Origin of the sequence: Kitasatospora sp. NPDC059146 (assembly GCF_042786665.1) — a bacterium.
Classification (GTDB): Bacteria; Actinomycetota; Actinomycetes; order Streptomycetales; family Streptomycetaceae; genus Kitasatospora.
The window spans coordinates 95191-108691 of the sequence record NZ_JBHZCY010000007.1; the positions used below are offsets into that span (position 1 = coordinate 95191).

Consider the following 13501-nt stretch of genomic DNA (forward strand, 5'->3'; position numbering starts at 1 on the left):
GGCGCCCCCCCGGGGGGCCCGCGCGGGGGGGGGGGGTTTGTGGCCGTCCCCCCGCGGGGGGGGCGGGGCCCGGCCGCCCCCCCCCCCCGCCCCGCGGCCGCCAGCTCACCCGCCTGCTGCGCCCGTTGGACTTGTGCCCGGAACGCTAACTGGCCAGCCGAGCAGCTCCTGCGCAGCTCGCCCGCGCTGTCGGAAGACTGGCCAACAAGCCCGTCCCGTTGGCCATCTAGCGGGTCCGGTCGCAGGCGGGTCACGCACGACCACCACCGGTACGCGACAGGGTCTGCCCATAGTTGGGAAAGCGAGTCCCTCCAGTCCCTGATGGGGTCGCCGTGCCCCATCAGGGACTGGGCAAACAGCACAGGGACTGAACGATTCAGAGCGCGCGCGGCGTCGTAGAAGGGAACGCTGTTCCCCTGCTGTACCCAGGTGGGCCCGAGGCCCTGGCAGCCCCGGGTATTGGCCGGAGATGGCGAGTGGCCAAGGGCCCGTCGCGGTCGCCCCGCTGGCCGGGAGGGTGCCGCGTCTGCGCTTCTGGCGGAGCGCAGGAGTCAGGCGCCGACTCGACCGCGTTGGGAACGCGGGGTCTTCATGCCGACGGCCTTGGCCTTGATGGTGCGGGGGTCGACTGCCTCGCCGGGAGCGCCGGCGGCGTAGGGACCGTCGGGTTCAAGGTCACGGTCGTGGGGCAGCAGGAAGAACACCCGGCGCCGGTGCAGGCCGCTGTCGGGGTCGGCTTCTGCCGTGGCATCGAGTTCGGCGTAGCCGACCATACGACCGTCGCGCAGCCAGCGCGGCTTGCCCTGGCGACGGGGGGTCTTGTCGATGGTCTGGCGTACGTAGTCGAGCGCCGAGAGGTCCTCCAGCCAGACCACGTCCTTCTCGTGGGTGAGAGCGCTGCCATCCAGTAGCGAGCTCATGACCGAAGGCCTTCCTTCTTGGTTGTGGGCGAGGTGGTGGAGGGAGAAGAAGATGTGCCGTCTGCATCGTAGGCGGGCGCGGTCTGCGGAGTGTAGACGGCCGGGGTCGGTTTCCAGCTTGATCCGCCAGCCGCCGCAGCGGGGAGTTTGTCAGTCGGCAAGGAGGCCCAGCCCGGGATAGAACTTGCGGCCGTTGCTCTTAAGCATGTCGTTCGGGGTGGCCAGGCCGAGATCGGTGCGAACGCGGGTGGCGAAGGCCCGGTTGCTCGTGGGGCGGATGCCCTCAGCGGATGTGCACCAGGTCACATAGGCCGCGTAGAGCTGGCCCTGCTCCACGCGCAGTTCTGTCTCCTCGCTGTTGCGGGTGCAACACTCGGAGAGGAACCGACCGATGGTGTCCTCGGTGGTGGCGTAGGCGTCGGTGGCCAGCCGTACCCGGGACGGTCCTTCCAGCGGGTCGGGCAGCCCGGCACCGGCCTGCCGCCGTTCGCGCAGGTCGTGGTAACGGCCGGCTCCCTGGACCACCCAGTGGAGGATGCCCGGTCCCTCGTCGCGGACCAGCTCCATGGCGAGGTTGTCGATCTTGTTCTCGTCGGAGACGGTCCGCTCGAAGGGCACGAGACGGATGCGGCGCCAGAAGGCGAAGCCGCCGGTGGTGACCTCGGGCCGGTGGTTGCCGAGGAGCCACAGGTGGTGGGTGGGCAGGAAGGAGAAGTAGTCCTGGCGCATCCGGCGGGCCTTGATCCTGTCGCCGCCAGTGAGCAGTTTGACCCGGGCCTCGTCGAAGCGGTCGGTGGACTTGAGCTCGGAGCACACCAGCAGGCGTCGTCCATGGAGCTCTGTCAGCTCGGTGGAGTGCTCGTTGTACGCCCCTCGGTCCATCAAAAAGCCCGGCGGCGCGGCGTCGGCGTAGTCGCCGAGCAGCTGCAGCATCACGTCGAGCAGGACGCTCTTGCCATTTTTGCCGTGACCGTAGAGGAAGGGGAGGACCTGGCCGCCGACGTCGCCGGTGGTGGAGTAGCCGAGCAGGACGTGGAGGAAGTCGATCATCTCCCTGCCGGCCTCGTCGTCGCCGAAGGTCTCGTCGAGGAAGCGGGTCCAGCGCGGGGTCGGCATGTTCTCGGGCGCCACGCTGGTGGCTCGGGAATGGCAGCCGCCGGCCGGGGACGGCTTGTGGAGCCGGCCGGTGCGCAGATCGACGACGCCTGCCGGGGTGCACAACGCCCAGGGGTCGCTGTCCAGCTCCTCGGCGGCCATGCTCAGGGCCGGGGAGGACTTGGCCTGCTCCAGGAACGCCTTGATGCCCGCGGTGGAGCTGGTGCGACGGCGGTGGAAGGCGACCTCCCGATCGGTGTACACCAGGGCGGGGTCGCTCTCGGGCATCTGCTCCGCGAGCTCCCCGGCGGCCCACAGCGCTGCCTTTTCCGCGCCGCGCTTCCAGCGGTAGCCGGCCCACTCGTACCAGCCCAAACCCTCGACGTGCCGGAAGGTGTCCTGGTAGAGGCGGATGAACAGCTTGGCGTTGCCGCGGTCGGTGAGGGTGTGGGGCAGGAGGCCGTCCTCCTGCCCCACGACTGCAACCTTGCCCGCCTTCTGCGCGGGAAGGGGAGCGGCGGGGACGAGTTGTTCCTCGAACTCCAGCATCTCCTGTGCCGCGGCAACGGCGTCGAACCCGCGCGGAGCGTCGGCGGTGCTCATGAACGACGTCCTTCAAGGTGGAGCGGGCGCCGTGCACCCGCCGCGAGGGAAGCGGTGATCAGGTCTTCGATCCGGCGGGCCTGCCGGGGACGGGCTGTCAGGGCCGCGGCCAGCAGCAGCGCAGAGGCTTCGTCCTGCCCGAGGGCGCCGGCGCCGACCAGCCCCCCGGCGGTGTAGGCCGCCCGGTTCAGCTTCTCCGTGAAGCCGGCGCCCTCGGGAACGCGGGCGCAGCCCGCGACTTCCTGCAGAAGCGGGCCCAGCGTGCGCGCAGCTGCGCGGGGCCTGCGTCGGCCCGAGGTTGCGCTGACCGGGGCAGGGCTCTCGCCAGCTGCGGGGATCCGGTGGCCGGTGCGGGTCAGCTCGGAGGCGAGCCAAGTAGGCAGTGGGGCGGGCCGTCGGCCATCGCCGACGACTTGGTAGGTGCCGGCGGGAGTCCACGTGCCGGGCGCGACGATGTACCCGCCGTGGGCCCGGACGTCCACCTGCCAGGCCAGGGCGACCTTGGAGCTGGATCCGGTGGAGCATCGGAAGGCCGTGGTGCTGCAGTACCAGATGTGCAGGCCTCCCGAGGGCGTACGAACCCGCAACGTCGAGGTGTCGTGCGCCGGGTCGGGCTGGCCTCGGTAGGCGGCGAGCAGGGCGAGGGTGTCGTACCCGGAGGCCAGGCCTTCGAGGTTGACCTGCTCAGGGATCCGGATTCCCGGCAGAAGCAGCGACCGGTCGGGAACCGTGTCGGAGTGCGCGTCAACGTCGATGACGATCAGGTTCGCGGGACCGCAAGCGACGCCGACCCCGAAGTCCGGTCCCTCCTGCCACCACATGTCGACCAGCCGCGGGTCCGTGGTGGCAGCGTGGAAGCCATGGCAGTACCGGCCCTGTGCGATGCAGGCGCAGTCCTGCGGGTCGTCCCTGAGGTCGCGACAGCTCTTGCAGCTTCCCACGGGGGTCTTGCGGCCAGGGGCGAGAGGATGAACGGGCCAAGCCTGGGCCGCGCACCAGCGGGCCCCCGCGAGTCCGCGTACGGGCATCGCGGGGGCATCGCCGCTCTGCTCGATGTGCACGCTCTGTCCTTCGCTGGATCCCGGTCCCTGGTCGCAGCCGTGGGGAGCGGCCAGGGACCGGAGGGACCGAAGGGACTGAAATCTGGAATGGGCAGAGCCTAGCGTGAGCCGGTGGGGATCCCCGCCCTCGGCCCTTTGGTCACCACCTCAGGTCGTGGCCAGAAAGGGCACGTTGCCTGCACGTAAGCCGCTTTGCCCAGATTTGAGAGAGACCAAAGGGACTGACTTTCCGAACTCTCCGACTGTAGCGATCACCGGCGGCGTGTCTTCCGGACACGCCGCGCACTGGCCCGCTGTTCGAAGCTCAGTCCCTCCAGACCCTCCGGTCCCTGGGGGGGCGAAGGTGACCGGCCAGCCAGCCAGGGGCTGTACGGACTCTGTGTCAGGGCCCGGATTTCTTCGGTCCCTTCGATGTTTTCCCAGGTCAGAGGCCATTATGGCCGATGAACAGGGACTGGAGGGACTGGGATTCCCCATTATGAGCGGAACTTGATTACGTGAGGCAGTGACCCCTTTGTGCGCGGGCGCGTACGTAACCGACCCAGAGAAGGAGATCTGCTCATAATGGGGAATCCCAGTCCCTCCAGTCCCTGGAGCTGTAGTCAGATGTGCTTTGAACTGCAGAAATGCACAGGGACTGAACGTCTCCGAGGGTAGAGACCCAAGCCTGATCAGCGGTCCCTGACTCTGGCCGGCAGCAGGGACGAGGAGAACGCCGATTGCTGGTCCCTTCCGATCCGGACATCTTGGGTAGGGACCGAAGCTCTCCGTCGCTCCACCAGAAGACCTACCGCCCCGAGGCCTCCTGACAGGTAGCCCCGAGCTGGCGAAGCCCAGGCCGAGCGAGGAGCGTCTTGACGGTCTGTCCAGGGTCAAACTCCTCCCCCCGGCCGTCTGTGAGCGTTCCGGACCGCCGGAGAGCGCCGTCGAATAACGCTGGGGCGGTGCCGATGGTCACGGGAGGAACCCGTCGCGCTGTCCCCGCGCAGAACCTGCGGACGGTGTGTCCCCGTACGAGCCGCCGAGCGGGTGGCCGAAGTCGATCGATCAGGTGAACGCAGCGTCCGTTCGGCCCCATGATTTGGTACCGGAGCCGCACCTTCGCCATGATCCGGCCGACCCCCAACGTCGGCACGGCCTGGGCCGCGCCCCGACCAGGAAGCCCGGTGTGCGTCAGTCCGTCCACACTGGCACCTGGCGAGTGACCTCGACCGATGTCCGCACCGTGCCATGCCCGACCTGCGGTGTCCGCGCCGGCCACAACCGGTCAGGGCCAGCCGCCCTGACCGGGAACGCCCGCTCCCGCCGCTCCCCCGCCGACCCTCAGGTGCCCCGGGCCGCGGCCTCCGTCGTCTCCGCGACGACCAACGCGGTGAGCACCGCGACCTGCGGGTCCGTCTCCCCCACGGCCGCCAGGACCGCGTGACCGGGCCCAACCGGAACACCCTCGTGCGCCTCCCGCCCCGCTGCGGACAGCTCGGCGAATGCCGCCCGAAACCGCCCGACCACGTCGCCCTGGTGGTCGTCCTCCAGGTCGTGGAACGGCAGCAGGCAGGTCCACTCCAGGCTGTGCGCGCGCAGAACCTCCTGGCAAAACCCGGTAGTCAAGCACGCCCCCACAACGCAGCCCCTCCTCCACTACCGTGCGGTCAGACTGCTGACTCACCCATTGGGGAGTCCGCGCTGCCGTAGCCGCACCCGAGTCGCGGGGCGGGGCCCTGACGGGCGCCCGAGCCGTCGAACGCTTCGGCCAGACCCGGCCCGCTCACGCGTCAGGACCGGCAAGGGCCCTGAGGTGCCGCAGCCCGCAGCCGTTCGATCGGCAACCACAGCTCCAAGCCGGAGCCGGCGTGCGTAGCCGCACGGGCCCGACGGCGCCCCTGGCCCGGCAGCCACCCGTACGAGAAGGCCTCCAGTGCCGCTACGCTCCGTCAAGTGCGCGAAGCACGAAGTGACATGGCCGACAGGCGGAGGAGTCCCGGTGTTCCGAACACTGCTCAAGCAGTACGAAGAGAACCAGCAGCTCAAGCGTGACATCGCGCGCGAACAATGGGAAGTGGAGAAGCGCTTCCGCGAAGACGACCGCGAGGCCCAACAAGCAGTCCTCCAGGCAAACACGGTCGGTCTCGACGAGCACAACACCACGATGAAGCTCGCCGCCGGCGTCAGCTACCTCACCCTGGTGTGCCACGAGGACACCTGGACCTTCGTGGCGCGCTGCGCCTTCGGCCACTGGAAGGCCACCTGGACCAAGTGCACGCATGACCCCTCGGACTACCGTGGACCGAACACCGCGAGCGTGTACTCCGTGAAGTTCACGGTCTATCCCAACCTTCGGGAAGGGAGTGTCCAGAAATTGCAGGACGGTATGCAGTCCGTCAACCTCTCCGGTCACAATCTGACCAGGATCCTGGACACCCTGCGCACCGGATCCGCCGGACCAGACCTTGTCGACTCGGCACGGTGCCGGACGCTCTACTCGAAGTTCGCCCAGTTCGCCTCCACGGTCGACCCCGACGCCCTGCCCGGGCAGACCACCGGGATCGAGTTCCGCATCGACGACAGCGTGATCGTGGCCGGCACACCGGCATAACCTCCCAGGGCTGGCAGCCGGCCAGCCCGGGTTCCTCCCCTGGCCAGCACGCTCCCAAAAGGCTCAGCGGTGGGCTGTGCCACCTCAGCCGTTCCCCCGACCTTCGGTGCTTCCGCGCACTCGTCGCGATGTCGTCCTCGGCAACGTGGGCGAGGAACAGGTCGCAGGTGGGGGCTACCCGATGGTGGTCCTCGGGCTCTGCACATCGCCGTAGTAGTGGCCGTCGATCCACACTCCGGTCGAGATCACGTAGGTGCCCGCCGGCGCGGTCCACTCCGACCAGGACGAGCCGTAGCCCGGGTCGCGCCCGGCCCACACCGTGCCGGTCAGGTCGCCGGAGGAGGTGCAGCCGAAGTCGTGGGCCCAGGGCCCGTTGATGTTGTTGACGTTCAAGGCGTGCGCGCAATACGTCAGACCCTGGCCGGTGTAGTTCTGGAACCCGACCTGGGCCTCGATCGTGCGGCGGTCGTCCTGAACGTTGTAGCAGGAGTCCAGGTAGACGGAGCTGCCGTAGACGGCTGCGTACCGCCCGTGCGTGTTCGCGGAGCGACAGGCGTACGCGCTGTCGGCGTGGGCGCTGCCGGCGCTGATGGCCGTGCCGCTGACGGCGATGGCGCCGGCGACGGCTGCCTGGGTGAGACGTTCGGTGATCTTGCGCATGGTTCCCCCCTGGGGACGGCCCCGGAGCCGGGATACCCGACACCGGGGAGCTGCGGCAGGCGACCCGCGATCGGGCCGGCTGGGGACCAATCCTCGCGGCGGAGGCGTTGGGTCACCACGACGTTGACCCGACGTTGACGCGACACTTCCCGTCGCACGCCGAGGACGGCGTTGGTGGGGCAGTGTCGGCGGATCAGCGGAGGTGAGCGAACGGGTCGTAGCCGAGCGCGGCGATCCGGCTCTCGACGTGACGCAGTCCTGCGAGCGACTTTGCGATGTCCGGGTAGGGGAGCTTGAGGTGAGCGGCGGGCTGGGCGTTGAGGTACTCGGCCCGTGGGCAGACGTCCAGGTGCAGGCACGACTCCAGGCCCGTATTGCACACTCCACACAGCAGGCCGCGCACCAGGCCCGAGAAGTGATCATGATCAACGACCGCGCCGGGAAGGACACCACAGAGCTGGCACAGCGGCCCCATGACGTTAACCAGGTGGGCGCGCATCCTGCCTACCTTGCTCGCTGCCGGGAGCGGGGGCCACAGGTACGCCGGTGCGACGGGGCAGCGACTCGCAGCCGGTACGGTACCCGGCTCCCTGCCACCGGGCATCTCGTTGACCCGCCAGACCACGTCCATGTCCAAGACGTTTGGGTCCGTTACTGAGGCGGTGGCCGGCCTCAACGCCCGCCCGTCGTCGTCAGTCCACCACCGCGCCCGGAACAAGTGCCGCCAGCTGCCTTCCGAGTCCCGACGGCTACGGCCGAACTTGTGCTCCATCCAGGCCGGCCAGTGCGTCTCGTCGACGGAGCAGAGCATCGTGGTCTCACCACGAAGGTGGTAGCGCCCGTCGTCTCCCCGAACGGCAACAGCGGGAACCTCCGGCGTCGTCTGGCGGGCCTGACAGACGTCGCCGGGCCGGACCCGGCTCAGTGCGAGGGCGAGGGCGTCCGGATTCAAGGCCGAGCTCCAGACGAGGGCCATTCTTCGGTGTTCGGGGAAGTCCTCCAGCGTCAGATCGCCCTCGTGCCCTGCCGGTGTCCTCATGACCAATCCCCTCAGAAGGCCGCCCAAACGGTCAGCGGTCCATGCTCCACCACGCCAGCGACAGACCGTCCACCCCGGAGCCAGTTTCTTTCGTCGACGAAAACGCCCAAGCAGCGCCGGCCCACAGCCCGCCCGCACCGACCATGTCTTTCGTCGACGAAAGCGCCAGGGCCTGGTCGGTCGATCGCCCAGGGCCAGCTACAGCCGGACAACTGGAGCCGGACGAGACCAGGTGTGCCCGGACGGGACAGCTGAGCTGCCGCCGCACTCGGCCACCACGCATCCAGGCGGATTTCGTCAACGAAAGGGCCAGTTGCTCCGCCCTCTTCCGTGGGGAGTCCTGCCGATCCGCGGCGCCGTCAGAGGCGAACCCGCTAGCGTGGCGGAGCACGGCGGGGCCGCCCTGGCCGATATGTACCGAGCGTGCCGGTTAGGGTTCTCCTGATTCGAGATCCTCAGCGCCAGGAGTCAATTTCAGTGTCACGGCGAAGCAACCGCGGTACCGGACGAAACGCCAACAAGGACAACCCGCAGACGGAAGCGGCCTCAGCCAGCTCTGCGGACGAGCAGGAATCCGGCGACGCGCCCGTGACTTCGCCGGAGACATCGGCGACCGACGTTGACACGGATGCGCGGAACGAGAGCAAGACCCCTCGGCACGTCGTAAACGGTCAGCGCTTCCTGGCACCCCTGGAGCACGTCGCTCCGAACCCGGTCAACATCCGTGAGGAGTGGGAGTGGGAAGAGGACTCCTTCAAGGACCTGACCGAGAACATCGACGAGCTCGGCGTTCAGCAGGACCCGACCGTGATCTCGTACGCCGTCTTCGCTGAGAAGTACAAGGAGGAGGCGAAGACCCTCCCGGAGAACACCTACTGGGTCCTCGGCGCCGGTGAGCGCCGGTACAGGGCCGCGCTCGCCAACGGTGCCACCGAGCTGCCGATGGTGCTGCGTGATGACCAGATCGAGAAGATGGACGAGCTGATCTGGTCTGAGAACCAGAACCGGGCCGGGCTTCACCCGCTCCAGGAGGGCAGGCTCCTCCAGCGGTTCAAGGACCGTGGGCTGACCGCCGAGCAGATCCAGGCCAAGCTGGGCCGGCGGAACAAGGGCCTCAGCGAGGCTGCCATCTCCAAGAAGATCCGCCTCTACAACGAGGTCCCCGATGGCAAGGTGCGCACGGCCATCGGCCGTCGAGTGCTCGGCGTCGACCCCGCCTACCTGCTGCTGACCAAGTACGGGGCTGAGGGGATGGAGGTCGCCTACCAGCGGATGCGCGACCTCGAACTCATTGCGAAGGACCTCGTCGAACTGGACTTCCCCAAGCCGGCTCCGAAGGAACCGGCGCCTGAGCCGGAAACCGGCGCTGAACCTGAGACGGACACCTCCGACGCGCACGCCCCCCAGCGCCCGGGCCGCCCGGAAGCAGCAGACCAGCCGAACCCGGACCAGGGAAGCGATCGCGAGAAGCAGTCCACGGGCCGCATCCCCGCGCAGCCGGTGGACAACCCCTCCAAGCGCACCGGTCTCGACAAGGCGCCGGCGACGAAGGACGGCAAGCACGCCGAGGAGCTCCGTGAGGAGGCTGACGATCTTGCGCGCTTCAAGGCGGGAGCAGCGCTGCTGGCCTCCGAGCGCGACCCGGACGAGATCGTCGAGTCGGTCTTCATCGCGCTGATCAACAACGCCCCCGAGGCTGTGCAGCTCCGAGCGCAGGACCTCCTCGACGCGAGCGGGATCCCCCCGGCTGACGGCGTGCAGGAGCTCGCCCGTCGCGCCGAGGCCATCGCCGCTGCGGACGCCCAGATCCGTCTGGCCCGGCGTTCCGGCGGCTACGACGTCAACCACCTCCGCGGCCTCGTGCGCCACGGTTACGAGCCCACCCCGACCGAGAGCGACCTGCTGACGACGGCCACTCCGGTGGAGCAGGCATGAATCTGGAGATGCAGGACTGATGCGAAACCGCAGGTACCCCGACGGCCCCGTCGTGATCGGCTTTGCCAACGAGGGCGGCGGCACCCGCAAGACCAACGACTGTGTGAACGCCGCCGTCGAGCTCGCCCACCGAGGCTGGAACGTGTGGGTCGGGGACGGTGACCAGACCATGGCCGCCAGCACCTACTTGGGATACGGCGTTACCAACCGCAAGCACAACCCGAAGCGGGTCGATGCGATGGACGCCCGCCTGGCGCGGATGACGAACATCTACGACGTCCTCCACCGCCGGGCCACGCTGCTCGAAGCCACAGTGCCGGCCCGCCGCCGCACGGTGCCGGTCGAGGAGTGGGACGATCTGGCGGACGACCGCGACGAGTGCTTCGAGGAGATCCCCAACCTCCGCCTCGTCCTCGGGTCTCGGTCGATGGTTGATGCGAGCAACGACATCACGAATCCTCGCCACGGCAAGGGCGAGATGTGGCTCAGGAGCGCGATCAAGGCGGTGCCCAAGGGCACGGTCGACCTCATCTGCTGGGACTTCCGCGGCACCTTCGACATCCTGGAGTACTCCGAGATCGCCGCTTGCGACGCCATCATCGGCTGCGTCAAGCCGGACACCAAGGACGACGACACCCTGCACAACCTCACGAAGTTCATCGAGAAGGCCGAGGACCGGTACGAGTTCTCCGAAGGGTGCGCTGACCTGCGCTACGTCCTGATCAACGGCACCCAGCCCAAGAACCGCGGGTCGCACTTCGGTGAGATGGTGGCCGACATCCAGAGCTTCTACAAGCACCGGGTCCTGCCGACCATCTCGGAATCCGTCCTGGTCGGCGAGAGCGTCCGCTACCAGGAGCCCGTCCGCTACTACTGCGACTCCGAGGACGACAAGCCGGTGCAGGAGTTCAAGGCCGTCGCGGACGTGCTGGAGCCCCTGCTCAAGCGGTAGGCCAGAACACCATGGGCGGGCGCAGAGCCTCTGCGCCCGCCCAGTGCCGTCTCCAGGCCAGGCCCCGGGCCGGATGCGCTTTCGTCGACGAAACCTGCGGCTGCCAGACGGGCGCCCGACATCCCTGGCCCACACCGCGCCGGGAAGCACGCAGGTTTCGCCGACGAAACCCGGAGCCCCTCTGCCGGACGGGCGGGCCGGAGAAAAAGACATTGGTGTCCTGGGGAGTGTGTCAGGGGAGTAGCGTCTTCCACGAGCCCACCGGGAGGAGCACCGCGATGAGTACCGCAGCCCAGTACGCCGATCCAACACCCCCGCCCATGACCAACGTGCGCGAGGTGCGTGCCGCTCTGGCCGGCCTCGCCGCGCTGGGCGTGCCCACCGAGCTCGACCGGTTCGAGCAGGAGCTCGACGACGTCCCGCTGCACGAGTTCGAGGACTTCATCCAGCGGTACAAGACCTATGTCGAGGAGAACACCACCCCCGAGGCCGTGGCGGCACTCACCATGCCGGTGGCCACGTCGGCCGCCCAGCTGCGCCGCAAGTTGGCCGAGGCTGGCCGGTGACCAACTTCGCCGTCTTCTCCGACGAGGCTGAGAAGATTCTCCCCGGCCTCACACCGGCAGAGCTCCGCGCCGTCGAGCACGTCCGGGCGCAGCTGGAGTTGACCCCGAGGCTGGGGGAGCGCAGGCCGTCGTACGACCCGCAGGCCGAGGACTACGTGGTGCGCCTCGACCCCGAGGAGACCGGCGGGCGCGGGGTGAGCGTTCTGCACAGGCACCATCCGACGCTCGGGGCTAGCCTCATCACCTGGGTCATCGTCGGCCCGTAGCCCCGGCACGGCGCCGCCGAGCCAGGCCGGGCTCGGACCGGCTGACCGAGGAAGATCAGCTGTACGCTCCGCATCACCCCGATCTCAGAGGGTGCCGAAATGGCCCGCGCGGGGCTCCAAGCCCCCTGACCAGGTATGTACCGCACGCCCCGTCCGGGCCACATGAAAAACTGCCCCCCTGAGCACCAAACGCAAGGGGGAGAGTGTCGTGACACGACCGGTCCTGACCAAGGCCCACTGGGCGCTGATTACGCTCGTCGCCGTGGGCGCCACGATCGTGGCACTGATCGGCCTGGCTGGCTCCTACCTGGCGGTCCGCCAACTGGCAGCCGGCGTCGGCATGGGGACGTTCTCCTACGCCTTCCCGATCGGCGTGGACGTCGGCATCCTCGTCCTCCTCGCCCTGGACCTCGTCCTCACCTGGCTCCGCATCCCCTTCCCGCTGCTGCGCCCCACCGCCTGGGCCCTCACGGTGGCGACCATCGCGTTCAACGCCGCGGCGTCCTGGCCGGATCCGTTGGGTACCGGGATGCACGCCGTCATCCCGGTGCTCTTCATCATCATTTCGGAGGCGACGCGGCACGCGATCGCCCGCCTCGCGAAGCTCAGCTCCGATCGGACGATCGAGAGGATCCGGCTGATGCGCTGGCTGCTCGCTCCCCGTCGGACCTGGGCGATGTGGCGGCGGATGCAGTTGTGGGAGATCCGGCGTGTGGACGACGCCGTTCGGCTGGAGCAGGATCGGCTCATCTACCTCGCCCTGTTGAAGGACGCTCGGGTCGGCCCGGATGAGAAGCTGCCGGCCGCCGCGCGCCTGCCAGTGGATCTACTTGAGCTGGGCGTGCCGATACAGATCACCTACGAAGACGGCCTCGCGGCCGCTGGCGTCGCCACCCAGCCGATGGACCGGATCTTTGCCGCGCGAGCAGCCGCCGACGGCCAGCCGAAGCCGCAGCCCGAGGGCGCGGCCCAGCTGCCGACGGTCGCGGGCCCGCGCAAGGAGCTGTCCGCAGCGGACGGTGAGATACCGTCCGCTGCTGCGGTGGCATGGGCGGGGCCGGTGCGGGCGCAGCAGGAGAGCGTTGCGGGCCCGGCGTACGGTCAGCCGACCGCTTTGCGGGAGCCCGTCGCGCAGTCCTTTGCGGATGCGGGACACGGCGGCGAGGTCTTTGCGGATGCGGGACATCTCGTTCCGCAAAGCCCGGCTTCTGCGCACGTACTTTCCGAGACTTCACAGGTCAGCGCCCTTGCGGGAGGCTTTGCGGGGACGGCTCCGGCGCCGGTGCATGCGGTGCGGGCCGAGCCGGAGGTGGACCTGACGGCGACGTACGGGCAGCCGGATGCCCTGGACGCCCGCACTGCTCTTGCGGATGCGGGACGGCCCGAGGCGCCGATGCGAGAAAACCCTGCGGCCCTTGCGGAGACCACCCGCACCGAGGGAGCCGCGCCCGCTTCCGGCCTGGTCGAGAACGACCTGCCGAAGCTCGACCCCGCCCTGGCCGACCAGGCGCTCAACGCGGGGATCCCCTCGAAGTGGACCATCGGCTTTGCCGCCTGGGTCGCTGAGCACGGACGCTACCCCGAGCCGGAGGAACTCCGTCAGCACCTCTTCCAGCACCCCTACAACCTCCGGGCCCGGGGCAAGGAAGACCAGCCGGTGAGCCTGCGCAGCGTCGAGCGCTACTACAACGACCTCAAGGACCTTCTCCCGCTGACCACCCAGGAGGACCAGGAGCAGCTCCAGCTGGAGAGCACCGGGGTTTGACCCTCTCCCCACGATGACGGTCCGGCACTCGTAGGTGCCGGACCGT

Annotated in this window: 12 protein-coding genes; 6 read left to right on the plus strand and 6 right to left on the minus strand. The window is 68.9% G+C overall.

Going from position 1 to position 13501, the window contains the following annotated elements:
• Nucleotides 1–551 precede the first annotated feature (551 nt).
• From ACFXPX_RS04890 to ACFXPX_RS04905, 4 genes are all read right to left on the minus strand, one after another.
• A complete protein-coding gene (locus ACFXPX_RS04890) occupies nt 552–920 on the minus strand; it encodes a DUF6009 family protein (RefSeq protein ID WP_380522449.1) in 369 nt (122 codons plus the stop codon).
• Between the two features lie 150 nt (nt 921–1070).
• Entirely contained in the window at nt 1071–2618 is a 1548-nt protein-coding gene (locus ACFXPX_RS04895; protein ID WP_380591640.1) for a phage/plasmid primase, P4 family, read from the minus strand.
• Nucleotides 2615–3646, minus strand: a complete 1032-nt coding sequence (locus ACFXPX_RS04900) for a bifunctional DNA primase/polymerase (protein ID WP_380591664.1) — start codon at nt 3644–3646, stop codon at nt 2615–2617. The genes ACFXPX_RS04895 and ACFXPX_RS04900 overlap by 4 nt, the downstream gene beginning before the upstream one ends.
• Nucleotides 3647–5002: 1356 nt before the next feature.
• Nucleotides 5003–5287, minus strand: coding sequence for a hypothetical protein (locus ACFXPX_RS04905; RefSeq protein ID WP_380591642.1), 285 nt, complete (start codon nt 5285–5287; stop codon nt 5003–5005).
• Nucleotides 5288–5660: 373 nt separating this feature from the next.
• Between ACFXPX_RS04905 and ACFXPX_RS04910 the strand changes: the two genes are divergently transcribed.
• Complete coding sequence (locus tag ACFXPX_RS04910; protein WP_380591644.1) at nt 5661–6272, plus strand: hypothetical protein; 612 nt, start codon at nt 5661–5663, stop codon at nt 6270–6272.
• Between the two features lie 174 nt (nt 6273–6446).
• Here the strand turns inward: ACFXPX_RS04910 and ACFXPX_RS04915 are convergent, their stop codons facing one another.
• Nucleotides 6447–6932, minus strand: coding sequence for a hypothetical protein (locus tag ACFXPX_RS04915; RefSeq protein ID WP_380591645.1), 486 nt, complete (start codon nt 6930–6932; stop codon nt 6447–6449).
• 193 nt (nt 6933–7125) lie between these two features.
• A complete protein-coding gene (locus ACFXPX_RS04920; protein WP_380522455.1) occupies nt 7126–7431 on the minus strand; it encodes an endonuclease domain-containing protein in 306 nt (101 codons plus the stop codon).
• Between the two features lie 1017 nt (nt 7432–8448).
• On the opposite strand from ACFXPX_RS04920, the gene ACFXPX_RS04925 reads away from it, so the two are divergent.
• From ACFXPX_RS04925 to ACFXPX_RS04945, 5 genes are all read left to right on the plus strand, one after another.
• On the plus strand, nt 8449–9906 hold the full coding sequence (locus tag ACFXPX_RS04925) for a ParB/RepB/Spo0J family partition protein (protein WP_380591647.1): 1458 nt from the start codon (nt 8449–8451) through the stop codon (nt 9904–9906).
• 19 nt (nt 9907–9925) lie between these two features.
• Complete coding sequence (locus tag ACFXPX_RS04930) at nt 9926–10858, plus strand: ParA family protein (protein WP_380522457.1); 933 nt, start codon at nt 9926–9928, stop codon at nt 10856–10858.
• A 278-nt stretch (nt 10859–11136) separates the two neighbouring features.
• Nucleotides 11137–11424: a hypothetical protein gene (locus tag ACFXPX_RS04935; protein ID WP_380591649.1), complete on the plus strand. Its 288-nt coding sequence runs from the start codon at nt 11137–11139 to the stop codon at nt 11422–11424.
• Entirely contained in the window at nt 11421–11690 is a 270-nt protein-coding gene (locus ACFXPX_RS04940; protein ID WP_380522459.1) for a hypothetical protein, read from the plus strand. Before ACFXPX_RS04935 ends, ACFXPX_RS04940 begins: the two co-directional genes overlap by 4 nt.
• 208 nt (nt 11691–11898) lie before the next feature.
• The gene (locus tag ACFXPX_RS04945; RefSeq protein WP_380591651.1) at nt 11899–13455 is read left to right on the plus strand and encodes a DUF2637 domain-containing protein; all 1557 of its coding nucleotides are present in this window, start codon (nt 11899–11901) and stop codon (nt 13453–13455) included.
• The last annotated feature ends 46 nt before the right edge of the window (nt 13456–13501 follow it).